17 protein-coding genes are annotated in these 23,840 nt (G+C 58.7%); 11 read left to right on the top strand and 6 right to left on the bottom strand.

Annotation, left to right across the window (positions count from 1 at the left end; translation table 11 throughout):
• Genes M0534_RS10760 through M0534_RS10750 form a run of 3 tightly spaced genes read left to right on the top strand, consistent with a single transcriptional unit; the run spans nt 1 to nt 6,502 of the window.
• Nucleotides 1–4,176: a non-ribosomal peptide synthetase gene (locus M0534_RS10760; RefSeq protein ID WP_248568432.1), complete on the top strand. Its 4,176-nt coding sequence runs from the start codon at nt 1–3 to the stop codon at nt 4,174–4,176.
• Nucleotides 4,173–5,009, top strand: a complete 837-nt coding sequence (locus M0534_RS10755) for an alpha/beta fold hydrolase (protein WP_248568431.1) — start codon at nt 4,173–4,175, stop codon at nt 5,007–5,009. The genes M0534_RS10760 and M0534_RS10755 overlap by 4 nt, the downstream gene beginning before the upstream one ends.
• Nucleotides 5,006–6,502 (top strand): oligosaccharide flippase family protein, encoded by a 1,497-nt coding sequence (locus M0534_RS10750; RefSeq protein ID WP_248568430.1) that lies wholly within the window; start codon nt 5,006–5,008, stop codon nt 6,500–6,502. Before M0534_RS10755 ends, M0534_RS10750 begins: the two co-directional genes overlap by 4 nt.
• Before the next feature lie 60 nt (nt 6,503–6,562).
• On the opposite strand, the gene M0534_RS10745 is transcribed toward M0534_RS10750, so the two are convergent.
• The 4 genes from M0534_RS10745 to M0534_RS10730 all read right to left on the bottom strand — a co-directional run bounded on the left by M0534_RS10745 (nt 6,563) and on the right by M0534_RS10730 (nt 10,219).
• A complete protein-coding gene (locus M0534_RS10745; protein WP_248568429.1) occupies nt 6,563–7,546 on the bottom strand; it encodes an SGNH/GDSL hydrolase family protein in 984 nt (327 codons plus the stop codon).
• A gap of 112 nt (nt 7,547–7,658) precedes the next feature.
• Complete coding sequence (locus M0534_RS10740) at nt 7,659–8,663, bottom strand: glycosyltransferase family 2 protein (protein ID WP_248568428.1); 1,005 nt, start codon at nt 8,661–8,663, stop codon at nt 7,659–7,661.
• Nucleotides 8,664–8,738: 75 nt separating this feature from the next.
• The gene (locus M0534_RS10735) at nt 8,739–9,422 is read right to left on the bottom strand and encodes a 4'-phosphopantetheinyl transferase family protein (RefSeq protein ID WP_248568427.1); all 684 of its coding nucleotides are present in this window, start codon (nt 9,420–9,422) and stop codon (nt 8,739–8,741) included.
• On the bottom strand, nt 9,419–10,219 hold the full coding sequence (locus M0534_RS10730; protein ID WP_248568426.1) for a thioesterase II family protein: 801 nt from the start codon (nt 10,217–10,219) through the stop codon (nt 9,419–9,421). Before M0534_RS10730 ends, M0534_RS10735 begins: the two co-directional genes overlap by 4 nt.
• A gap of 710 nt (nt 10,220–10,929) precedes the next feature.
• Here M0534_RS10730 and M0534_RS10725 point away from each other — a divergent pair.
• The 3 genes from M0534_RS10725 to M0534_RS10715 all read left to right on the top strand — a co-directional run bounded on the left by M0534_RS10725 (nt 10,930) and on the right by M0534_RS10715 (nt 14,793).
• Complete coding sequence (locus M0534_RS10725; RefSeq protein WP_248568425.1) at nt 10,930–12,120, top strand: hypothetical protein; 1,191 nt, start codon at nt 10,930–10,932, stop codon at nt 12,118–12,120.
• 510 nt (nt 12,121–12,630) lie between these two features.
• The gene (locus tag M0534_RS10720; protein WP_248568424.1) at nt 12,631–13,593 is read left to right on the top strand and encodes a phenylacetate--CoA ligase family protein; all 963 of its coding nucleotides are present in this window, start codon (nt 12,631–12,633) and stop codon (nt 13,591–13,593) included.
• A gap of 195 nt (nt 13,594–13,788) precedes the next feature.
• Complete coding sequence (locus tag M0534_RS10715) at nt 13,789–14,793, top strand: glycosyltransferase (RefSeq protein ID WP_248568423.1); 1,005 nt, start codon at nt 13,789–13,791, stop codon at nt 14,791–14,793.
• 60 nt (nt 14,794–14,853) lie between these two features.
• Here M0534_RS10715 and M0534_RS10710 read toward each other — a convergent pair whose 3' ends face one another.
• Both M0534_RS10710 and M0534_RS10705 read right to left on the bottom strand, forming a co-directional pair.
• On the bottom strand, nt 14,854–15,957 hold the full coding sequence (locus M0534_RS10710) for a hypothetical protein (protein ID WP_248568422.1): 1,104 nt from the start codon (nt 15,955–15,957) through the stop codon (nt 14,854–14,856).
• Nucleotides 15,958–16,246: 289 nt separating this feature from the next.
• Nucleotides 16,247–17,131 (bottom strand): glycosyltransferase family 2 protein, encoded by an 885-nt coding sequence (locus M0534_RS10705; protein ID WP_248568421.1) that lies wholly within the window; start codon nt 17,129–17,131, stop codon nt 16,247–16,249.
• A gap of 570 nt (nt 17,132–17,701) precedes the next feature.
• On the opposite strand from M0534_RS10705, the gene M0534_RS10700 reads away from it, so the two are divergent.
• The 5 genes from M0534_RS10700 (at nt 17,702) to M0534_RS10680 (ending at nt 23,837) form a co-directional block, all read left to right on the top strand.
• Nucleotides 17,702–19,210: an oligosaccharide flippase family protein gene (locus M0534_RS10700; RefSeq protein WP_248568420.1), complete on the top strand. Its 1,509-nt coding sequence runs from the start codon at nt 17,702–17,704 to the stop codon at nt 19,208–19,210.
• A 12-nt stretch (nt 19,211–19,222) separates the two neighbouring features.
• Nucleotides 19,223–20,347 carry a glycosyltransferase gene (locus tag M0534_RS10695; protein ID WP_248568419.1) on the top strand — a complete coding sequence of 375 codons (1,125 nt, stop codon included), beginning with the start codon at nt 19,223–19,225 and terminating at the stop codon, nt 20,345–20,347.
• 168 nt (nt 20,348–20,515) lie between these two features.
• Nucleotides 20,516–21,358: a polysaccharide deacetylase family protein gene (locus M0534_RS10690; protein ID WP_248568418.1), complete on the top strand. Its 843-nt coding sequence runs from the start codon at nt 20,516–20,518 to the stop codon at nt 21,356–21,358.
• Nucleotides 21,355–22,719, top strand: coding sequence for an O-antigen ligase family protein (locus M0534_RS10685; RefSeq protein WP_248568417.1), 1,365 nt, complete (start codon nt 21,355–21,357; stop codon nt 22,717–22,719). The genes M0534_RS10690 and M0534_RS10685 overlap by 4 nt, the downstream gene beginning before the upstream one ends.
• Nucleotides 22,716–23,837, top strand: coding sequence for a glycosyltransferase family 4 protein (locus M0534_RS10680; protein WP_248568416.1), 1,122 nt, complete (start codon nt 22,716–22,718; stop codon nt 23,835–23,837). The genes M0534_RS10685 and M0534_RS10680 overlap by 4 nt, the downstream gene beginning before the upstream one ends.
• Nucleotides 23,838–23,840 lie beyond the last annotated feature (3 nt).

Raw genomic sequence — 23,840 nt, 5'->3', positions numbered from 1 at the left:
ATGGCCACCAGGGTAAACGATGTGCAGGCCGTCGCACTCCTGGAAGCGGCCAGGAGCGCAGGCGTGGAACTCTGGGTCGAGGGTCGGCGATTGCGATTCCGGGCACCACCGGAGGCGTTGTCTCCGGCGTTGCGGGATGGCCTGAAAACGAACCGTGACGAGGTTATCGAGCTGCTGCGGTCCGAGGCAGAAGGCTGGGTGGAGGACGGCGCCCTCGCCGAGAACCAGCGTGGTCTTTGGTTCGTTCAGCGACTGGTCGCGGACAATAGCGCCTACAACCTGTCCATTTCCCTGCGCCTCTGGGATTCCCTGGACGTGGCATTGCTGGAGGAGGCCGTGCAGGTACTGGTGGACCGGCATTCCAGCCTGCGTTCCAGCTACCCCCTTGTAGATGGCGTCCCCCGGCGTCGCGTCGTCGGCAGCCTTGTTGTTGCCGTTTCCAGGAAATCCGTACGTGGCCTGAACGCCGAGCGGACGCGCGCCACCGTGGAGGCAGAGGCGGCACGGCCTTTCGACCTGGAGACCGGGCCGGTGTTTCGCACGTGCCTGTTCGAGGAGCAGGCAGGTCATCATGTCCTGCTGTTGACGGTCCATCACATCGCCATTGACGGCACCTCGCTGTTTCTTCTGCTCGACGAGTTGCTTGCCGTGTATTCCGCCTTGGCCACGGCCCAGTCGGTCCCGCCTCGGCCGGATGGCGCCGGTTTCGAGGAGTTCGTCGAGTGGCAGCAGGCGACCCTTGCGAAGGCCGAGGCGCAGCAGGCCTACTGGAACGGGGTGCTGGACCCTCCACCAACGCCCCTGGGGCTGCCTACCGACTGGCCAAGACCACAGATACCGGCGCTTCGTGGGAGTTCGGTTACCCGGACCGTGGACGCCGACCTGACCGAGGCGCTGCGGGACCTCGCCAGGCGCCACGGGGTGACGGACTACGTTTGCCTGCTGTCACTGTGGGCAGCGTTCTTGTGTCGCCTGAGCGGTCAGGGCGACATCATCGTCGGCGCTTCCGTACAGGGCCGCCCGTCGGCTCGTTTCGCGACCACGATGGGGGATCTGGTCAATATCCTGCCACTGCGCTTTCGGCAGGTGGGCGATCAGACGCTCGATCAATTGTTGCAGGAAGTCCGCACCGTGGTCATCGAGGGGATGTCGCGACAGGACTTCCCGCTGCCGCGCATGCTCGAAAGCCTTGAACATCGGACGGAACGGGTTGTGCGACCGTTCGAAACCATGTTCGCCTTGCAGGATTTCACCCGTTTCAGTCTCTTTGAGCGATTGATGCTCGCCCCGGAAACAGAGCGCATCCAGGTCGGCGCCTTGACGCTCGGTCCTTTCCCGATCCGCCAGCAGGAAGGTCAGTTTGAGCTTTCACTGGAAGTCTGGCCTCGCGGCAGGTCCCTGCTGCTTGCCCTGCGCTACGACACGGAACTGTTCGAGGTGGAGACGGCTGAGGCCTGGGCAGACGCCCTGCTGGTGATTCTGCGTGCCGCGGCCAGCAGCGCAGCAACAGCCCCTGTGTCGTTGCTCCCGTTGCTGGATTCCGGGCGGAGACAGGAATTGGTGGAGCGATGGAATGCCTCCGACCGAGGCTATCCGCAAGACCGCACCGTCGCAGTACTGTTCGCCGAGCAGGCGGCGCGGCGACCGAATGCTGTGGCCGTGCGGTTCCAAGACCAGAGCCTCAGCTACCGCGAACTGGAGTTACGTGCCAGCCGACTTGCCGGCTACCTGCGCCGGATTGGCGTGGACCGCGAAATCCTCGTCGGGGTGCATCTGGATCGGGGGCCCGAGATGCTCGTTGCGGTGCTGGCGGTACTCAAGGCCGGGGGCGCCTATGTGCCCCTGGACCCTGATTTTCCGACCGACAGGCTGCGTTACATGGTGAACCACAGTGGTGCGCCGGTACTGCTCAGCCATACGCAACTGGAGGACGTTACCGTCGGCGTTGATGGGGTCACCCGGGTCTGTCTCGATCACCTGATGTCGGACGGGATCCTGGATACGGTGGAGCCGTGGTGCGCCGCTCCGGCTCCACAGGATCGGGCGTACGTGATCTATACCTCCGGTTCCACGGGCCGTCCGAAGGGCGTGGAGATCGAGCACCGTGCCCTGACCAATTTCCTGTGGTCAATGGGCAGCGAACCCGGACTGGACCAGGACGACGTGCTGATGGCGGTGACCACACTGTCCTTCGATATCGCTGCCCTGGAACTGTTCCTGCCCCTGATCCGTGGTGCCCGCATCGAACTGGTCAGCCGCAGCACGGCAACCGATCCGGCAAGGCTTGCGTCGCACATGGCAGAGGCTGGCGTGACCCTTATGCAGGCTACGCCTGCCACTTGGCGGATGTTGCTCGAGTATGGCTGGCAGGGCGACGGGCGGTTGAAGGTGTTGTGCGGCGGTGAGGCCCTGGGTCGGGATCTGGTGCACCGGCTGCTGCCGACCTGCGGCGAACTCTGGAACATGTACGGCCCCACCGAAACCACTATCTGGTCATCAGTTGCGCGGATACGTTCCGATGATCCGATAACCATCGGATGCCCCATCGCCAACACCCGCATGTACGTGCTGGATTCGAAGGGGGAACCGGTACCTGTCGGCGTGCCGGGCGAACTCTGGATTGGTGGCGACGGCGTCGCCAGGGGTTACCTTCACCAGCCGGAACTGACCACGGAACGCTTCAGGGACAATCCCTTCCATCCCGGCCGTATGTACTGCACCGGTGACCTGGCCCGGTACCGGCCGGACGGGCGCCTGGAATGCCTGGGCCGAGTCGACGACCAGGTGAAGATCCGGGGTTACCGGATCGAACTGGGTGAAATCGAGGCGGTGTTGGCCGCGCATCCGGAGGTTTCGGAATGTGCCGTGGCACTAGGGGGCAGCGATAACAACCGGCGCCTGATCGCCTGTTATGTTGGTGACGCGGCCCCGGCCGCGTTGCGCCAATTCCTTCGTGGGCGGCTTCCGGACTACATGGTCCCCGCCTTCTATCTGCCAATGGCCGCGTTGCCGCGCACGCCCAACAACAAGATCGATCGCAAGCGCCTGCCTGATGCACCGGCGGCTGAGCCGAACCCGGGTGATGGCGCGCCCCTTCCCCGGACGCCTACGGAGCGTGCCATTGCCGGGATCTGGCAGGACTTGCTGGATGTGTCTGGGGTGAGACTGCAGGACAATTTTTTCGATCTTGGGGGCCATTCCTTGCTTGCGGCCACCTGCACTGCCCGGGTGGAGCGAACCATCGGCATCCGCCTTAACCCGAGGGAACTGATCTTTCAGACGCTGGAGCAACTGGCCGCTAGCTGTGATCAGCGGCGGCGAGGCGTAGCGCCCGCGGAAGATTCCGGCATTGCCCAGTCGGTTCCCCTGCAGCGCGATAAGGAGACGTTTTTCTTCGGCCCGGAGGAGGCGCCGCTGTTCGGCAGTTTTCATCCACCCGGGAATGGCATGCAGAAGGCCACCGGCATGCTGATGGTGTACCCGATGGGCCAGGAGTACATGCGCTGCCATCGGGCTATTTACCAGCTCACCGGAAGGCTGAGCCGGCGTGGGTTTCCGTCCCTGCGGTTCGATTTCCACGGCTGTGGTGATTCCTGGGGGGACCATGAGGAAACCAGTTTGCGCCAGTGGCAGCGGGACCTGCACCGCGCGGCGGAGGAACTCGGCTCCCGCTGCGGTTTGACGGGTAAGGCACTGTGCGGGATGCGCATGGGAGCGACTCTGGCGGTGCTCGTTGCCGCGGAACGCGACGATGTGGACTGCCTGGTGCTGTGGAACCCGGTCGTCAACGGTCGCGTCCACCGCGAAGAGCTTGCAATGATGCAGAAACAGATGTTGCGGCGCTCCTACGTGTCCGCAGCCCTCGTCGGGCCGGCGGGCGGTCCGGAAACCACGGAGATTCTCGGCTTCCCCTTCAGCAGTCTGCTGCTGGCGGAACTGAATCGGATCGACTTGCTGACACTCGACCGTTGCCCGGCCAGACGGGTGCTGCTTGTGGACAGCGTCGGAGATTCGCAACTCGACTCCCTGACAAGTCATCTTGGGCGGCTTGGCGCCTGCGTGGACCGGCTGCGATTCGACGGGCCCAGGCTGTGGCTGGAAGAACCTTTCAAGGAAGTGGTCCCGGTAGAGATCTGGCGTGCGGCCGAAACCTGGTTTGACGAGGTGGCGCCGTGAGAGAAGTCGTGGTGCATTTCGGTGACAACGAGGCCCTGGAAGCCATTCTGACCGTGCCCTATAAGGCCACGGACAACCTGGATCGGCCCACCTTCGTTTTCCTCAACTCGGGTCTGCTGCATCGGGTGGGACCCAATCGACTTCACGTCACCATGGCGCGAGAGTTGGCAGTTACCGGTATTCGGAGTCTGCGCCTGGACCTCTCCGGTGTCGGTGACAGCCCGGCTTCCGGTGGTACGCACTCCATCGCCGAGCGCTGGGCGGGTGAGACTGTCCAGGCGATGGATCACCTGGAAACCCGCTACGGTGACAGCCGGTTCGTGCTGCTGGGCAATTGTTCGGGAGCGGCCATTTCCCTGATTGCTGCCGCCCGCGATTCCCGAGTGGTGGGTGCTGCGCTGGTCAACCTTCAGGGGCCCAGGACCTATCTGCGCTATTACCTGCGCCTGGCGGTAAGGAAACCCGCCATCTGGCTGCGACTGCTCGGCGGCGGGGCGCGTTACAGAGATCTACTGAATTCCCTTCGCGGCCTGCTTGCCGGCAGGGGCGACAAGAGCGTGGACGAGGAAACCCGCGCGTTTGATCTGGACGGGACGCTGAACAGCCTGGTCCGCCATCGGACGCAGGTCCTCATGGTCTACTGCGCCTGGGATCCCAGCCTGGACTTTTATCGGCTGAAGCTGCGGCCGAAGCTGGAGCAGACCATCCCGGCCACGCATCTGCGGACCGAAATAATACCCGGCATGAACCATGATTTCAGTCTGCTGGGCGGCCAGCAGACCCTCCGCCGGATCGTCAGAGACTGGGCTGCGAGCTGGAGCGCGCACGGGTGAACGCGACCGGACACGGCTTGTTCCGCGAGTCGCTGTTCATCTATCTCGCTTCCTACCTGGCCATCTTTTTCAAGTTCCTGGGGGGTGTCGTCACGGCGGCACTGCTTGGCCCTGCACTTTACGGCCTGCGCACCATCTTCGGTCTCATCACCCGCTATGAGGTCTTCTCCCACGGCGGCACCTTCGATGCCTTGCGCAAGGAGATCTCGTTTCACCGTGGCCGCAACGATCCGGGGAGAGTGGATCTCGTGATCGGCACAGTGTTTGGCGCCAACGCCCTGTACGCGGCTGCAGCCGGTGTCCTGCTGCTCGGTGCTGCCGCCTGGATGGCGGCCGCGGGCCATCGTCAGATTTATGTGGACTTCGTCATCTTCCTTGCCCTGCATATCGCCCTGGACAAGTTTCGTACTTTCTACAGCGTACTGGTGGTGGCCGAGAAAAAGGGTTTCGTGCTGGGGAAATCCAGGATCATGCATGATTTCCTGGCTGCGGGGCTGGGCGTGCTGCTGGTCTATTTCATGAGTCTGCGCGGTCTGCTTATCGGGCTGTTGCTCGCTCAGGCCGTAACCTGCGCATACCTTTACCTGGCGGTTCGAACGCTGCCGCGGCTGCGTTTCTCACCCGGTGTCCTGTGGCCGCTGGTGCGGATCGGTTTACCGGTGATGCTGACAGGGCTGGGTTTCCTGCTGTTGAAAAGCGTGGACCAGATCATCATTGCGGCCCGCTTGCCCCGGGAGATGCTGGGCTTTTTCGGTTTGGCCGTACTGGTCAGTTCGCTGATCTACATGGCCCTGTCGGATGTCTTCGGGGCGATTTTTTTCCCTCGCCTGATGGAGAAGGCTGGCCAGAGCGACGATGTACGCGAGTTGCGGGATTACCTGGTCCGGCCGACCCTGCTAGTGGCCTATCTGATGCCCTACCTGGTGGGTGCCGCCTTCCTGTTGGTTCACCTGCCTATCCTGTATGCGCTGCCTGAGTACGTGCCGGCAATAACGGTGACCAGGATTCTGATCCTGGGAGCCTTCTTCTACTGCGTGGCGGTCATGCCGCTGATGTTGTGCGTAGCCCTAAACCGGGAACGCAGCATGCTGCTGCTCACGCTGGGAGCGGTCGCGTTGAATGCGGTGCTCAGTTATGGCCTGATCAGCCTGGGCTACGGAATCGGGGGAGTTGCGCTGGGCACCGCGGCGACCCATCTGGCCTTCAGTGTGGTGATCATCTTCCACGTGTTGCGGGCCATGCAGCAGTCGATCGGCGAAGTCTGGCGTTTTCTCGCTGACGTTTACGCGCCGTTCGCGTTCGCCTGTCTGCTGCTGCTGCTGCTCGAATTCTTGCCAGGTGGTGCCAGTGGCGATGTGCTGGCCGATTTCTCGATAACCACCTTGAAGCTCCTTACCTTTCTGGTGTTTTTCACCCTGGTCCCCTGGAGGGCCCGCGGCCGGCTGGGATTGACCAAGCTGGTCAAGGGGATCCTGCGGCGCCAGGCGGATTAGAGCCATCGGCAGCGCAAAGTCTGGATGTCTTTATCGGCTGGCTTTGAGCAGGTGGGGGTGTCACTCTGGCGACGTCGCACAAGCGGACTCCTCCTTTAGTCCGGCGATACACAGGATTTCCTCATCGCTGAGTTGCGGAATATCCAGTCCGAAACTCTCGTTGAGCGGGGTGATGAACAGGGTGTTGGCCAACAGTCCGTTTACCACTGTGCCACCGTGACCCGCGTTGTCGTCGAGTTGCAGATGCGAGGGGTCATTGCTCCGCGCGGTCCTGCTGATGCGCTGGTTGCCCACCAGTATGTAGCTGCTTCCGTCGTCGGCGCGGGCCATGATTTCGTCTGCGATGACGTCCATGTCCACATAGGTGATGCGCGGATCGTGCTCGGCGTCCGCGGCCAGTGAGTCGTTGATTCGGTCGATGGCATTGCTAACCGATTGGCGCTGCTGTGCGTCCGGGTAGATCTGCTGGAATTCGGGATACAAGCCGGGGTCCGGGACGCCCGTGACCACCACGTTGGCGCCTTCGCGCCTGACCAGGGAAATGGCCGAACGAATATCCGAGGTGATCTGTAGGATTTTCTGTTCCAGTTCCGTGCCGGAAACCCGACCGTGATAGACGTCCCCGTACGAGCTGTTGGGATGGAAATCGTTGGTACCGATGTGGATTAGCACGTAGTCCACATCACCGGCCCGAACCTGCCGGGCCAGGCCCCGGGCCTGTGGGTCCAGGTCCGCCGCTCGTGCTCCGGAGCGTGCCCAGTTGTAGGCGTAACCCGTGCGCCGTGGCTCCCTTCGGTTGCCCCAGGGTCCGAAATCCACGTCGCGGGTCCGTTGCATGATTTCTACCCAGTTTAAGGTGACTTCGGAGAACGCGCCGCCGCGGTTGTCGTCGGCCCGATACTCATCGGAATTGCTGTCGCCCATGACGCCGATCGCGATGGACCCGAGGTTGTCTCCTGCGGTCAGCCCGGTGGTCCAGCAAAGGATTGTGCCGAGTAAAACCGCCAACGTGCCACGGAAAGTTGAGGTGTATGGTTTGTTCATGGCGTTGTGTTCCTGGCGACCGCTTCCATACGTACGTCCAAATATAGTTCGTGCTCCTTCCGGCCAATGCCCGATGAATCGGCGGCGCGTTGTTCCGGAGAGGGTGTTTCGCTCAGTGACCGTCGATCACGCGGGCAATCGCGGCCGTGGCCTGGCGCCTGAGTCGGCGACGGACAAGACGCGTGTAGAGGTACTTTTCCGCCGCGGCCGGCAGCAGGGCGGCGATGCGGTAGTAGAGCCTGGAGGCGATGTCGTCGCCGATACGCCATTGCCGGAAAAGGTTCCTATGCTGACGCACCACGTTCTCGTTCACTTCCAGGGGCAGGCGTTCGACCCGGGGTGAACGGTCCGCGAGGGGCGTATCGAAACGGCGCTCATGGTTGGCGTGGCGACCGGAACCGTCGAAGCCCGCGTTCTCCACCAGCGACCGACCCGGGTAGAGCGTCATCTTGCCATGGATGCAGGCCGTCCCCATCCAGCGCGTAGCCCAGGAATCGGCCCGGGCATCCCGGTTTACCGTCATCTGCAGGATCTTGGCAAGGGGGTCGGTTCCCCGGAAATCGAACTCGTAGATGAGGTTCCTGCGAATGATTTCGGCCAGCAGTTTCTCCGCATCGTGTTCGTACAGCGTCCATGCCCGTCGCCAGGTGGCCCAACCCCAGCAAAACGCGCCAGGCAGGAAAAACGTCTCCGGAAGTTGCCCGGAAACCGGGAACGTATACCCGCAGACACTGAGCACCTGCTCGTCATCCGCATAAAGCTGCAGCGCCTCGTTCATGTACTGCAGGAAGAAAGGGGATGTAATAAGGTCATCCTCCAATACGATCACCGTGTCATGAGCCTCGAGCACCTCTGTTACGCCGGAAATGATCGATTGCGCCAGGCCGAGGTTGGATGGTCGCTCGACCACTTGCACGCTGCGAAACCCTTCTGCCTGGCGCGCGATTTCACGGACGCGACGGGTGTTTTCCGCCTCGTTCCTGGTGCGCGGGCCATCGCAGAAAATGACAAGTCGGGAATGGATAGCCAGTGCGTTATCCGCCAGCGCTTTCAGGGTGCGTTCGGTATGTTCGGGCCTGTTGTAGGCAAACAGAAGGACAGGTGAAAGTTCCCTCATGGCTGGTCTCCAGTTGCCGCTCCGGCATTCACACCTAGTACTCCACGTGTTCGAAGAAACGGCTGGTGATTCGTTTCAAGCCCTCGGTAACGTGAACAGGGTCATCACACCTCCATCCCAGGACTCAAAAATGCCGTGACCCCGTTCCACTGCTTCCGATGCACGCATCTCGTTTTGCGGATGTGCGGTAAACGAGCGTGCCGGGAAGTCGATGGCCAGGACAATGTCGTGGAAATCGAATAGCCTGCGGCAGACTGGATACAGGCACTTGTAGACGGCCTCCTTGGCACTGAACACCAGCCGTAGCGTATTCGATTCGCGGTAAGCCGGCGGTTCAGATCGTGAGAGGATCAGGTGGGCGAGTTCCGGGGTTGGCGCCGGCGACAACTCCAGATCCAGTCCCACGCTATCGTAGTTGCTGGAAAGTCCTCCTATGAAGGCGCACACCAACCCGGAGTGGGTCAGGCTTCCGACCATCGCCGGTGGCCACAGGGGCTCCCGCATCGCGCCGCTCGGTATCGCTTGTGGCGGGATGCCGAGGCGCTTGAGGCCCTGCCGCGCCAACCATCGGCCCGTTGAAAACTCCCTTCGACGTTTTTCGACGGCCTTTTCCACGAACTGACGTTCGACATCAAAGGTTTCCCGCCACCTGTCGAGGACTGGTGCGTGCAACAGACACAGATCACCAGGCAGCCGCTGGTTCAGACGGGATAACGCGTCGGAAAGCGGGGTATCCGCCAAGTCTATGCACAGGCTCATTGCCGCAGCGTCTGGTCAATGATCCGCAGCACCTCGGAGGATGCGGAGTTGAGGTAGAAATGCCCTCCGGGTAGTAGGTGTCGGGAAAGCGGAACCGTAGTGACATGCTGCCAGTCCTCGAGCTGGTCCTCGTTGATCCAGGGGTCGGAGCGGCCGCCCAGCACCGTGATTGGGCAAGTCAGGGGAGCGTTTGGGCGATAGTCGTATGTCGAGATCAACGCAAGGTCGGCTCTGACGATGGGCAGCATCAGTTCAAGAACCTCGGGATACTGGAGCAGTTCCTCCGGGATTCCGTCGTAGCGAATGCGCAACTGTCGAAGAAACTCCTCATCAGGCAATTCGTGAATTGGTTCCGGTCGTGGTGTCCGAGGACTGATGAAGGCCGACACAAAAAGGTGCTCCGGCTGGCGGCCTGTTCGTTGGCGCAGCCGAATCGCAACCTCGTAGGCGATCATGGCGCCCATGCTGTGGCCAAATAGGGCGAATGGCCGGTCAGGTGTTCTTTCGATAAGTCCGCATACGGCGGCAACATAATCCGTGATGTTTTCACAACAAGGTTCGCGGTATCGGTTCTCCCGTCCCGGTGGCTGAATCCGATGGACCCCGATGTGCCTGGGTAAAACCTCCGGCCATGTCCGGTAGGTCGCGGCGCCAGCGCCCGCCGGGGGAAGGCAGTAGAGGTCGATGTCGGCGCCTTCGCTCGAAGCGAACACCCAACTGTCGAGGTCGTTTTGCAGGGTAAAGTCTTTGCCCGCCGAGTTCCCCGCGCCAATATCCGTGCCTGTGGTGGGGCTCATCTTGATTTTCCACCCGTCGTCTTGGCCAACCGGCCATTGTTTTTAGCGCCGTAGCTATCGGACACATCGTGCTCGACCGGTTCATCACCCTGGTTGAATCCCGAATGTTCCGTGAAAGCCGGGGTGACGGTTCCCGCGCTTCGGTCACAGTGCCCACAATCCTAAAAGTAGCACCATGTTTCGGTGGCCGGAACGTTGGCGAACCCGGTCTCGAAATCATTTTTCAGCCGTAGTCGCGAGTCGCGCAAGCAAACACGGATTTAACCGTCGCTGGCCCAAAACCGGCCGGATCCTTCGGATTGGGGCGCGTTTTTCCCGACTGCGGCGCTGCGGAGCGCGCCGCGCCTCGGAAAAATGCGGACGCCAACGCAGGCGCGCGAATAGATCAGTGTTTCCTTAACAGACCAAAGGTACGAACTGACCAAAAAACTGTGATGGAGGTTTGGGCGCTGTTAACCTGTTTCCTGGAGAGTGGTTATGCACAAAGCCTCGGGTTACTAAACGGGTCTTGCAGCCCCATTTCGTTCAATCGTCGAGCAGATTAAAAACCGCGGCAGATAAATGGCACAATCGACCTCGTTCTGGTCCCTTTGACGCGGTACGAACGGCTTAATGATCGACTTTTCTGGCGTTGCCGGCTCAGCAGCTTGTGAGGGAAAACGAGTGCAATTACCTGGCGCCACCGCGGTTGAACGTTTCGGTACGGCACCGTGAGCGGCGCCAGTGAATCTTCCGGCCGGTCGGTGCTTGTTGCTGAGCCGATGCGATGCGGGGAGGAGCACCAGCCGTTTAACGCCTCGTTATTGCTGATGTGTCTCGCGGCATTCCCGGGGCACACAATACTCTTCGCCGCGGAATCCGCGCACCTGCGAGCAATACGAGCAGCCATCACCGACACCTCGCGGATTCGCTTTCTGCCGGTTGACGTTGCCGAGCGGAGGGCCACTGGAGCAAGGCGGCTGGCCGGCGATTGGGGGTTCGCTGGCACACTGCGCCATATCTTGCGGGATGAATCCCCGGAGCGCCTCATCCTTTCCTCCGTCACACGGGAATTGCTTTGGGCGCTACGAGCCCGCGTCGCCAGAGGTGGGCTTCCTCCAACCCTCGCGATATTCCACGCGGGCCTGGCCGATGCTGTGAGACAGCGTAAATTTTATTTGTCGCACCCACTGCTCTCGTTGCGGTCGGCAATAGTAGGCGCACCGAGGGACATACGCTTCGCCGTGCTTGAGGAATCGATTCGGGCTGCCGTCGCCTTAAAGGATGAGGCGGTTGCCGCGCGGATCGGCGTGCTTCCCCATCCGCTGCCACCGGACCTGCTGGATCCTCCCGAGCCGAGAAAACTGCGGGCAGGAGGGCGGGTACGCATCGGTTTGCTGGGCCTGTGTTCCCCGCAGAAAGGCCTGTTCAGATTTCTCGAAATGGCGAAGTATGCGCGGGAGTCCGGATACGATGATCTGCGGTTCGAGATTGTCGGGCGCTTGCATGAAGACGTGGTGGATGCATCCAGGAACTACCTCGCCTACCTCGACAGATGGCCGTCGTGCGAGCGTATTCCACGCGGGGAATACGTTGACGCAGTCCGGAATCTCGACCTTGCGGCCTTTCTTTTTCAAGGTAAATATTATGAATTGACAGCGTCTGGGGTGCTCCTGGATTGCATTGCATTGGGGGTTCCTCTACTCGCGATGGATTCCCCCCTCTTCAGGGCCTTGAATTCCCAGGTCGGCCGTATCGGGCTGATGGTTGACGCAGGCATGTCCCATGAGGAGGTGCTCAATCTCGTGCGCTCGACCTCCAAAGACCAGTATGCGGTCATGAACGCGAACCTTTCCCGGCTTCGTGAGTTGCGCATGCCGGATTACCAATCACGGGTATTGAGCCAAAATTTGTTTTCTTGAGTTTTTTATTAATGATAGAAATCAGTGTTTCCTTAAGCGTAACCGGTAAAGCTCTCCGGTGAGGTGGCCGACTGTCCTTGCTAAAACCATGTTTGTGGATTATCGAAATGAAGAGGGCTGTTTCCAGCCATGTTGTCGGGTAATCAGATGGTCCTAGGTCGGTTTTTTTATGATTTTGCGGCGTTACTACAGCGTACGCCCTACAGGAAGGAGCTTGAAGCTTGCCTGGAACGGCAGTATTGGGTAGCGGCGGAGCTGGAGGCGTGGCAACTTGCCCACCTAAACCAGCTGTTAGGGCATGCCAAGTCAAGCACCGAATACTACGCTGCCGTGACTGAATCCCGACTTTCCTCCTTGAATGACTTGCCGTGCCTGCCTTTGCTCGCAAAGCAGGACGTCAGGCAACACGTTAGGCGGCTAAAAGCCGGTAGGGATGCTCGCGGAGCAATCCGAAAAACTACCGGCGGCTCGACAGGAGCCCCGGTCACCCTTCTGAAGTCCCGTCATGCAATGAGCGTAGAGCTCGCCGTGGCATGGAGAGGAATGGGCTGGGCAGGGGTTTCACCCGGCGACCGGCAAGTGAGGTTTTGGGGCTTGCCCCATCGGCGGGTGGCCAGAATAAAAGCAAGGCTTACGGACTTCGTGGCCAGCCGGATTCGCTGTTCTGCGTTTTCATTCACGGACAAGGACTTGGCCCGGTATCATGCTCAACTCTCCCGCTTCCGGCCGATATATGCGTATGGTTATGTGTCCATGCTACGGGAGTTTTCAGAATATATGGTGTCCCGAGGATTGTCGGCGCCTGACAGCCTTAAGGCGGTTGTTGCAACAGCAGAACCCCTCACTGATTTCGATCGGAGGGAGATAGAAAGCGCGTTCGGTGTTCGGGTTTACAATGAATACGGGTGTGGGGAAGTAGGCACAATCGCCCATGAATGTGAGCACGGCTCATTGCACATTAATGCGGACAGTCTTATTGTCGAAACGCTGCGCAGTGACGGCTCGCCCTGTAAAACCGGTGAGTCTGGGCAAATTGTTGTAACAGATCTTCACAACTTCGCTATGCCGGTAATTCGTTACGCTTTGGAAGATTACGCGACTTGCACAATAAGTAAGTGTCGCTGCGGAATAAATTTGCCAATATTGGAATCCATACAAGGTCGAGAATATGATGTGCTTATCAATAAATTCGGGCAAAGATTTCACGGCGAATTTTTTCTTTATATATTTGAGGATTTAAAAAATTCAGGCGTACCGGTGAGCGGGGTCCGCGTTACGCAGACGAGCCCCGATAAAGTCGACTTGGAGATTGTCTCTTCAAATAGCGAATCGGTGGATAGGGTTGGTGATGTTTTTCGAAAAAAACTCAGGCAATCATTTTCGGATACGGTTCAAGTCGACGTATCTGAGGTAAAGCATATCGAACGTGAAGCATCCGGAAAGATGCGTGTAATACGTCGACGGGATTTTTGATTTTTCTTTTCTGGTGTCCTTGCGGGTTTTTGTAGTCAGATAAGATCATACCCTATAGGGCTGTTCAGGAGGGCGGTAATTAATCCGGATAATTCATGAGTCTTCGAAAAGTTCTAATGGTTTTAAAGCCCGCGCTTTTATTTTCAGAGTGAGTCTGGTTAAATAAGATCGCGTTCATGTGGGTTCAGATGAAAAATGACAGATTTCGCAATTTGGGTTACTTGGGAAGACCATAGGCGATCGCGAGAGCTTGCCGAAGCGTTTGGGTTTGAGTATTTCCCGCTGGAATCAGGTCATTGGCGGTATCTTAGATATTTGATTTTAACAGCTAAAACCGCGTCACTGGTCAGGAAAAAGAGGCCGCGCTTAATTGTTTGCCAGAATCCATCTGTCGTACTTGCTGCCGTCCTGTGTTTTTTGAAAAGGCCGTTTAATTTCTGTCTGGTTGTTGATCGGCATTCGAATTTCAAGCTTCAGTCGCTGGGCTCGAAATCTCTCAAGTGGCGAGTTTTTCACTTTTTGAGTCGCTGGACTATAAAAAAATCCGATCTGACAGTTGTTACGAATTCGTATTTAGCAAATGTTGTTGAGAGTTGGGGTGGAAGGGCCGCTGTGCTACAAGATCGGATACCTGGGTTGATCCCTAGTAACCCGGAGCGGATCCCTGATGTTATGGCGGGTAACGCCGGTCATGCTGTTACATGTATAACCACGTATGGGGAAGATGAACCTATAGGGGAGATCATTGCGGCGGGAAGTCAAATGGAAAACGTCTCAATGTATTTAACTGGCCGTTATCAAAAAACAGAATGGGCAACGGCGAAGGATCGCTTGTCTTCCTCTGGGGTTTTTTTGACGGGCTTCTTAAACGAGAAAGACTATGTCGATCTTATCAACAAATCCGATGTAGTGGTGGTACTAACCTGTTGGGAAAATCTCCTGACCTGCGGTGCATACGAAGGTCTTGCGCTTCGAAAGCCGCTTGTTCTGTCCGACACAGAAGCGATTAAATCGTACTTTAGCTTTGGGGCGGTGTATGTCGAGCCCGAAGCGTCGGCCATTCAAAAGGGTATAGAGGAGGCGCTAAGAAGAAAATATGATCTTGAAGGCGAAATTAACGATAATATGTCATCTATTAAAAGTAGTTGGAAAGAATCTTTCGAGCACGTTCGACGCGTGATGGAAAAATATGCCAATTAGGTATGGAAACAGCGCTTCCGTGCGCTGTTTAACGTTTTGCGGGGTTTTCTGTCCTAGCATTTAGTTGGCTTGAAGGCTGCCTGGTGCGCTGGGGCACGATGGGCAGCTTAACGCGTATCCCCGTGAGTTTGCGACGCCATCGGGATTAACGACGTAAAGGTAAAGATCTTCGTTCGGAGTTTCACTCAGGCTTTTCGGTTCGAAATCGACTGAGATTTCCGAATCGCTCCAAGAGCTTGGAATAAGTATCTCTGAATGCGTCACGGAGCTCCAACGTGGCTGGTCGCTTATCAGGACACGCGCCGGCGTTGTGTCAATGTAGATGTCGCTAATCCACTGGGTTTGATTAGCGATTGAGCTGGTTCCGTGCGATGGATTCCATCCTATTTGAGCAATGCGCAGACCGGTCGGGTGATTGCGGGCGAGGTAGCGGGAGTCGCTATCCTGAAAACGGATATATTCATCGCCGTTAACCGACGCGACGATCAGCCCGCGATCAGCGTTGATCCAGAACTCATGCAGATTCCAGGCGTTGGGATCCCCGGTCCAGTCTTCCCAAACGGTTTTTGCTGAGGTCCCGCCCGCATTTCTGTTATTTACGGTTAATTGTTTCTGGGTCCACGAAATTCGAAGGTCGTCGCCAGAGCCGGTCCAAACCCGCATGAACTTGTGCGATGCATTACTTCCTGAATCTAGAGGTGTTCTTTCGAAACGACTCCAGTATCGCACATAGATTTCGCGAATATCGGTTGGTGGCGAGTTGCCGCCGAGCGCCGTGGGGTTCGATAACGCTCCGTTCCCTCTTGTGACGTAACGCATTGAATCCCCGTCGTATCGGCTGCGGTCGTTGGTTCCGCGTTCGAGATAGACGTCTTGGTTGGTGCTTGTGAATGGGTAGTTCTGGCCGGTCGGAATCGGGGCTCCGTTGGAGACGCTCGAATATACGTCGGCCTGGTTGTCCGTGGTGTCCCAAAGAGCGGGTTGGGGACGTGATTTGGAGCCGAAGCCTGTTCCCTCAATGGTGAGGGTACTTCCGGCCGCTAATGTTCCGTCTACTGTAGCTATTTCCGGCGCGGCGTGGGCGACTCCGGACGCTATGAGTGGAAGAATTACAGCGGACTGCAAGAGCAGGGTTTTGCTGCGTCTCGGTATGTCGTTAATCACTGTTACGGATCCTCCAGCTATGAGAGATCACCAAGCCCTGTATCGTTTAGGCGTGAGTTGATTCTCGCTCATAACAACGCGAATCCCGGAGGCGTCCATCTTGACGGGGTATCGCTAGGTGGGGGAGCCGGTGCATCCAGGCACCTGGTGTTAGCCTTGGGTCAGGTCGTGCCCGCCAAGGTGTCAGTATAGTATGACTGGTGATTCTTGCCGTACACCTGTCGCCGTCGCACGACCGGGGGCTGCCTCGCGACGGTGAAATGACAACATGGCGTGTTACCAGCTGAAGTCATGTTTTTTTTTCCAGCCTTGCGAGTACTTTTAGAGCCCTAATGGGGTCGAGGATCGCAGCAAGGAAGAATTTTGGGGCGCTTTTTAATATCAAACGATTGTTAAATTCGACTGTTGCTAGCCGATAGTTTAAGACTGCGAGGCGTTTTCTTGTCGTAGATTTATTGTATGGAAACCTGCGAGTTGCGCGCTTCAAAATCATGAATCCAGTATTCCATCTCACGGCCTTTCCCTTCCCGCTTATGGAATCAGCATGCATCCGGTAGTAAAAAAGGTGCTTGGCGATGTAGGCAAACCGGATTCGTTCAGCGAGGCGGATGAGCATGTCATGGTCCTGGGCGGCTCGAAACGCCTCCTCGAAAGGACCGACCGCGTCGTATGCCGTACGTCGGACCAGAGCGTTACCGGGAAGAAGAAGGTAACAGTCCAGTAATACCGCGTTGGGATCGTTTGGCTCTCGGTGGTCCTCTGGGTAAAAACTCTCGAAGGGAACGCCATCGGCGTTAGTTCGCCACCCATTTGAGTAGACCAGGCCGATTTCCGGATGGGACGCAAGGAACGGGACCTCTACCGCGAGTTTCTCCGGTTCAAGGTAGTCATCGCTATCGAGAATATTGATGTAGTCCCCTTTGGCATGCTGAATACCAAGGTTTAGCGAGGCGGATTGGCCGCGGTTCTGTCGGCCTGGGTGCTCCAGCACTATGAGCCTCGGGTCAGTGGCCATCTCGTCCAGGATCGCCCTGGTCTCATCCGTTGAACCGTCATCCACCACGATCACCTCGACCGGGTGGTATGTTTGCCAAAGGGCGGACTGGACACACTGCCGGATATACTTGCCTCTGTTGTAGGCAGGAATGATGATTGACACGAGCTTGTTGGCCATCAGGAATCTGCTCCCGAGGTTTCGCTTTGATAGGTGGTCGCGGGCAGTCGATGCTCACCGGCCCCCAGGGGAAACACTAGTTGATTCGCGCTCCTTCGTTGGAGTCCGCATTTTTCCTGGTCAAGCCGCGCTGCGCGGGGTTGCGGTCGTTCTGCGGTCAAGCAGCGCAACACAGCAACCGGGAAAAATGCGGGCCAGGTCGAAGACGCTGGGCGTTTTGGCGCACGGCCGGCTTGCGCCACCGGCCCGGTCGCGATCTCGACCGAAACGGCACCGCGGCTTGCCAAGTGACCAAAACCGGTCTCGGGCGCAGACGCGGGAATAAATCACCGTTTCCCTGGACCAAGTCTAGTTAAATAAGGAGTCTGTTCGCCGCTGAATTCGCCCAGGAACGGAGCTGCCATGATAATCCCACCGCTCAGCGTACAGGTTTCATCGTTTCTCGGGACCACGCCGTCAACCGTGCAGCTGGACGGCGGCCTTTCGTGTTGCCAGACGATGGTCCGGTTTCTGATGGGGTTCCCCCGAAGGGCGCGCTCCGGATGACGGCTTGCGTGCGGGGGATTGGGTGTGTTTAGACGGCTGGCGGTCAATACCGGGTCCAACGTTGCCGTCCTCTGCGTGAGTGTTGTCGTCGCCTTCATCCTCACGCCTGTCCTGGTCAGCAACCTTGGCATTTATGATTACGGCCTGTGGGAAATGCTCGCCGCTGTGCTGGGATATGCCGGCATGCTGGAACTGGGGTTGCGGCCGACGGTTTCGCGCTTTACGGCGAAGTACAATGCGGAACGGGATCGGGCTGCGCTCCGGCGTTTGTTCAGCACATCGCTCGTTTTCCTTAGTGCAATCGGGTTTGTCGTTTCTTGTGTATTCCTGCTTTGGGCCGTGCTTCTGCCGGATGTATTGGCCCCCGCAAATGAGCCGGCAGATCGTTATGCGGTCCTGCTGTTGATCCTCGCTGCCAACGTGCTCGCGGCGTTTCCCGGTCATGTTGCGGAAAGCGTGCTCGAGGGAATGCAGCGCTACTATCTGAAGAACATGGTTGCTATCGTCAAGATGGTTTCCGTCTGCTCGATCATTTTGTGGTTCATAACGCCTGATAACGGTCTGTTGTTGCTCGCCGGGGTCAGTGCAGTCGGGTTGTGGGTCCGGAACCTTGTCTATTTTCTCATTGTGATGTGGCTGGATCGGGACAGCTTCCGGTTCAAGGTGGCAGCGGTATCCCTGCCGCATTTGAGGGAACTGGTCGTATTCGGTACCAAGTCATTCGTTCAAGGTGTCTCGTATCGTATCGAAACCATGACCGACAGCCTGGTCATAGGCATCATCCTCGGCCCGGCAATGGTGCCGTTCTACAGCATCCCTGCGAATCTCGTCCAGTACCTCAGAAATCTCTGCAGTGCGATAACTCACGCCTTTATGCCACTTTTCAGCAGTCTCGATGCGCGGCATGAGGTCGAGCAGATTCGCCAGATCTACCTTGTCGCAAGCAAACTGATGGTTGGTTTGGTGCTGCCACTTGGCGCTGGCGCCGTGCTGCTTGGCCCCGCATTTCTTACAATCTGGATTGGTCCGGAAATAGCCGACCATTCGCAAACGATTATCCTGTTGCTAGTGCTCTTCCTTAGCCTGCCCCTCCTGAACCCCTTTTCAAGCCGTTACCTGACCGCGATCAACCGGCACGGCATATTCGCGATTTTCTCCCCCGTTTCAGCCCTGCTGAACCTCGGTTTGACCATCCTTCTGGTCCAGTGGATGGGTGTTGTCGGGGCTGCCTGGGCCTCGCTGATTGCAGTTATAACTGTGTTTCCGATATATCTCGTTTACACCACACGCCACCTTGGAATCACTGTTATCCGGTATGTCCGGGAGAGCATCATGCCCGCATTTTCTCCAACCCTGTTCATGACATTGGCCGTTCTTTACTATCGGATCGAAGTCGAATTGACTAGCTACATGGATCTTGTGCTCGGCGTGCTGATAGGGGGACTGATTTACCTGCCGTTATTCGTTGGCCTTGCACTGACAACAAGTGAACGCTCTTTTCTGGTTGGCCGCGTATTCGGGATGAGAAGGTAGGGGCAGGTTGTGATGCGAACCCGGGATGCGAGCGATCTGAGCCTGGCATTCGTCATTGACCGTTTCAGCCAGCGCGGCGCAGGGACCGAAGGGCAGCTACTCCGCCTAGTCAATGAACTGCTGAACCGCGGGGTGGATTGTCGTCTTGTAGCCTTGCAGCCAACCGACTACTTGTTGCAGCAGGGATTTCCCTGCCCTTGGCAGATTGTCGGCCGTGACCGGATTGCCGACCCCCGCACCTGGTACGCACTTTGGCGCTGTGCGCGGGACTTGCAGAGGCGAGGGGTCAGACTTGCCCATGTGTTTTTCAATGATGCATCCGTACTTGCACCGCCGGCGTTTTCAGTTACGGGGATGCCGACACTAATTTCCAGGCGTGACATGGGGTTCTGGTATACCCCGTCGTATCTGCGTTGCCTGCGGCTGACGCGCCGATGGATTGCCGGTTGTGTCGCCAACAGTTACGCCGTTCGGCGGTATACCAGTGAGATGGAGCGCATTCCGCCGGAGGCGATCAGCGTTATCTACAATGGGGTGGAGGCCGACCAGTCTCGCGTTGAGGCCGTGCCGGCGCTCGACGCATTGCGTGCCGAGGGTCGCGTGATTGCCGTGCTGGTCGCCAATCTACGGCCGATAAAAAGGGTTCAGGATCTCGTCGAAGCCCTGGGTTTTCTGCGTGCCAGCCACCCGGCACTGGCGGTCGCAGTGATCGGCGCCGGTGATTCCGCTGGACTGCAAGCGCGAGCGGCTGATCTGGATGTTGCCGACAGGCTGGTCTTCCTCGGATCCCGTGACGACGTGGGCAATTGTTTGCGCTATGCGGATATTGGCGTGCTGTGCTCGGAATCAGAGGGGTTCTCGAACGCCATTGTCGACTACATGCTTCGGGACCTGCCGGTGATCTGCACCGATACTGGTGGCAATCCGGAAGCGGTGGAAAACGGTGTCACCGGTTTGTTGTATCCTGTCGGAGACGTGGGTGGCCTTGCGGCCGCCCTTGCGCGGCTAGCTGACGATAAGGCGCTTAGAGGACGGCTGGGCGAGAATGCTGGCAAAGTCGCTCGTACGCGGTTTGCCGTGGACCGCATGGTAGCCGAGCATATCGCGCTTTACCGGTCGATTCTGCGGGAGCGGTAGGTGGTGGCCGGACTCTCTCGGGTTGTGCGGGCCCTTGGTCCGATAGGTCTGTATGCGGCTTCGCGAGGGCTAACGCGACGGCATCCCCGTATCCTGATGTACCACCGGTTTTCATCCGAGCCACGTCGTGGCTTCGTAAGCTCCGGGACGCTGGCTCGGCAGTTGACCATGATCCGCCGGCATTTCAACCCGGTCACGCTCAGCCAGCTTCTGGACATCTGGCGTTCCGGAGGCAAAGCGGCACCCAATACAATCGTGCTGACCGTCGACGACGGATACCGGGACTTCCACGATGTCGCCTGGCCCCTCCTGAAACGCCATGACGTCCCTGCCACGCTTTTTGTAACCACCGGTTTCGTCGACGGCGAGCTCTGGCTCTGGCCGGACCAACTTGCCTGGCTGCTGGAGAGCGTCCAGACATTACCGGAACAAGTGGTCGCCCCGCCGGTACAGTTGCAGCGCCAGCCAGGCAAAGTATGGAACAGGTCAACCGTCTGGCAGGCACTCGTCAATGCATTATTGCGGTTGCCAGACGGAGAAAAGCATTCGGCGATAGCGGCATTGGCGGCCGGCCTGGGTACGCGTCTGCCAGCTGCGCCACCGTCCGAGTACGCCGCGGTAAGCTGGGACCAGCTTCGGCAGATGCAGCTGGCCGGCCTTGACGTTGGGGGGCATACACACAGCCATCCGACGCTGCCCAGGGTGGCAGATGCGGACCTTCGATTGGAAATAGATCATTGTCGAGAGCGGTTGGACGCTGAACTTGGCCCCCGGCCGCGGCCATTTTGCTATCCGAACGGGCAGCCTGCGGATTTCAGTCAAGCGGTACGCGATCGTGTCGAGAAGGCGGGCTTCACCGGTGCCGTGGTCGCCTACGCGGACGGTCAGCCGCATCATGATCTGTATGCCTTGCGACGGCACGCCGCTGCCGACAGCGATTTTCAGTACAGCAAGGCCTTGAGCGGACTCGAGTGGCTTGGGCAGCGGGTGCGGCGCATGGTGGCGGCATGAGTTCGGTACTCGGCTATCAGCGGCGGGTGCCGGCGGTCGGTGCCGCGCTGCGGGAGAAAACAATCCCCGGCGTGATCTTTGCCATGTACTGTTACTTCCTGTTTGACTATTTTTTCCGCCTGGCCGCCCGCTATCCCTTCTACGCCCAGCTTCGTCCGACTCTGGTGATGGTGCTGCTGATTTCCTTCGCCCTGCTTTTCCAGGCGGACAGGTATCGCAGCGTGGTCCGTGACCCGCGAGTCATGGTGATATGGGCGCTGATTGCCTACCTGATCGTGTCGCTACCTCTGGTGGAATGGCCGGGCAGTGTGGTTCGGCATCACGTGGATGATTTCGTCCGTGCCGTGGTGTTCCTGTTCTTCACCGCCTTCATTGTCGATACTGATCGTCGTTTGAAGGTCCTCGTCGGGCTTTGGCTGGCGCTGCAGGTGCATCGGGTGTTCGAACCATTGCGCCTGAACATCATGTACGGCTACTGGGGGTCGGCAACGCATCTCGGGCATGGTGAGTTTGCCGATCGCCTTGCCGGGGCGCCCGCGGACGTGATCAACCCGAACGAGTTGGGCTTTGTGATCGTGACCGCGATCCCGTTTCTGCATTTCCTGCTCGGTGGTTCGCCGCGCTGGTCTCTCAAGCTGCTTTATTTGCTGCTCCTGCCGCCGCTGCTTTACGCACTTCTGTTGACGGGGTCGCGGGGGGCCTTTTTGGCAGGCCTCGTGGTGGTAGGGATGATCTTCTGGGAGAGCCGCCGAAAGGCGCTGGTCGCCGGTTGCATCATTCTGATTGCCATTGGCGGCTGGAGCCAGATGTCGGATACCCAACGTGACCGCTACCGGTCGATCTACGACGAATCCGCAGCCCAGTACCAGACTGCCCATGGGCGGCAGCAGGGGATCATCGACGAATTCAGGCTGGGACTGAACCGTCCGGTATTCGGGCACGGATTGGGAACCACCAAGGAAGCCAAAGTGCACTACACGCCAGGGCGGGCCCAGGCATCGCACAATCTTTACGCCGAGTTACTCATTGAAATCGGTGTGATCGGTGCGGCCGTCTTCATGTACTTTCTCTGGCTGGTGTACAGGCTGGTACGCCACAATCTTCGGCGCATGAAAACGGCATTGCGCGTTCGTCCGGAATTGCGAACGAGCTTCGAGTACCGCCTGAACCAAGCCTTGCTGACCACGTTCCTGATGTATGCGGTCTACAGTATCAATTACTGGGGGCTATCCCAGTCCTATTGGTATCTGTTCGCCGGTTTCTGTATTGCCTTCGCCCGCTCCATCAACCGCAATCAGGATCGCCTTTTCGGTTCCCCGCCTGAGCGGCAAACCCCGGTCCGACCGGTCGGGGAGAAATGAGAATCCTGCTTGTCGTCCGGTGGCCCAGTGGTGGCATCAGGACCTATTTGCGTTACGTCTACCGCCATGCCGAGTTGCGGGAGCATTCTTTCGCCCTGGTTTCGCCTTCGGCTCAGCATCTGGATTTTCTGAGTGAGCCGGAGTTTTCCAGCCATGTCGAATACCTTCCGCTTGATCCCGGAGTGATGCGCTTCGGAGCGGGCATCGTCTCCGCTTTGCGATCCTGGAGACCGGACCTGGTTCACTCCCACGGCTTCACCTCGGGCATTTTTGCTGCCCCTCTGGCCCGCTTATTGCGCAAGCCAAGCGTGCTGACGCCCCATGACATGCTACTCGATTCGCATCTCACGGGCCGAGCCGGAAGTGTTCGCCGCCTCGGTGTTCGTCTCGCACTTCAATCCGCAAATCACGTCATGGCGGTTGGTGAGGACGCCCGTCGGAATCTGCTGGGTTTCATGCCGAAACTCGCCGAAGCTGAACGTTGCTCCGTGGTCCGTAACGGCATTGATGCACAGGCCTTCCTCGGTCCGGAGCGTCGTGATCTGCGACGGGAACTCGGGCTGGCCCCGCAGACCTTGCTGCTGGGGTTTTTTGGTCGATTCATGGCGCCGAAGGGGTTTACGGTGCTCGTGGATGCGGTGGCCGACTGTCGGGGTCGTGGGCTTGATGTGCAGGTGGCCTGTTTCGGTTGGGGCGGCTTTATTCGCGAGGAGCAGGATAACCTTCGCCAACGGGGCCTTGCCGAGGCGTTTCATTTTCTGCCACACACCGACAATGTGATGGCGGCGCTGCGCGGCGTCGACGTGGTCACCGCGCCGTCACGCTGGGAGACCTGCCCGTTGTTGCCCATGGAGGCTTTGGTTGCCGGTGCCCCTTTGCTGGCCAGTGACTGTGTCGGTATGCGGGAGGTGGTCAGAAATACCCCGGCGCTGGTGTTTCCGAGCGGCGCTGCGGCGGTCCTGTCGCAGCGGATCCAGCAGCTTACGAACGAGTTGGCCGGGTTACAACAGGCGGCGGAGGCGTTTCGCGAGGAAGCTGCTCGACGATTCGATTCGGCGCAAACGGCGCGCGGACTCGCCGAAATCTATCGTCGGTTTGGCGCCGGGAACAGGGTGTGAGTC

Source organism: Methylonatrum kenyense, assembly GCF_023195885.1.
Lineage (GTDB): Bacteria > Pseudomonadota > Gammaproteobacteria > Nitrococcales > Aquisalimonadaceae > Methylonatrum > Methylonatrum kenyense.
This window is presented reverse-complemented; position numbering and strand designations above follow the sequence as displayed.

Bases quoted from the DNA above. Each gene is read 5' to 3' on its own strand.
- M0534_RS10745 (WP_248568429.1), bottom strand. From the start codon at position 7,546: ATGAACAAACCATACACCTCAACTTTCCGTGGCACGTTGGCGGTTTTA.
- M0534_RS10680 (WP_248568416.1), top strand. From the start codon at position 22,716: ATGAGAATCCTGCTTGTCGTCCGGTGGCCCAGTGGTGGCATCAGGACC.
- M0534_RS10740 (WP_248568428.1), bottom strand. From the start codon at position 8,663: ATGAGGGAACTTTCACCTGTCCTTCTGTTTGCCTACAACAGGCCCGAA.
- M0534_RS10695 (WP_248568419.1), top strand. From the start codon at position 19,223: ATGCGAACCCGGGATGCGAGCGATCTGAGCCTGGCATTCGTCATTGAC.
- M0534_RS10685 (WP_248568417.1), top strand. From the start codon at position 21,355: ATGAGTTCGGTACTCGGCTATCAGCGGCGGGTGCCGGCGGTCGGTGCC.
- M0534_RS10720 (WP_248568424.1), top strand. From the start codon at position 12,631: ATGAGCGTAGAGCTCGCCGTGGCATGGAGAGGAATGGGCTGGGCAGGG.
- M0534_RS10760 (WP_248568432.1), top strand. From the start codon at position 1: ATGGCCACCAGGGTAAACGATGTGCAGGCCGTCGCACTCCTGGAAGCG.
- M0534_RS10705 (WP_248568421.1), bottom strand. From the start codon at position 17,131: ATGGCCAACAAGCTCGTGTCAATCATCATTCCTGCCTACAACAGAGGC.
- M0534_RS10730 (WP_248568426.1), bottom strand. From the start codon at position 10,219: ATGAGCCCCACCACAGGCACGGATATTGGCGCGGGGAACTCGGCGGGC.
- M0534_RS10735 (WP_248568427.1), bottom strand. From the start codon at position 9,422: ATGAGCCTGTGCATAGACTTGGCGGATACCCCGCTTTCCGACGCGTTA.
- M0534_RS10690 (WP_248568418.1), top strand. From the start codon at position 20,516: ATGATCCGCCGGCATTTCAACCCGGTCACGCTCAGCCAGCTTCTGGAC.
- M0534_RS10715 (WP_248568423.1), top strand. From the start codon at position 13,789: ATGACAGATTTCGCAATTTGGGTTACTTGGGAAGACCATAGGCGATCG.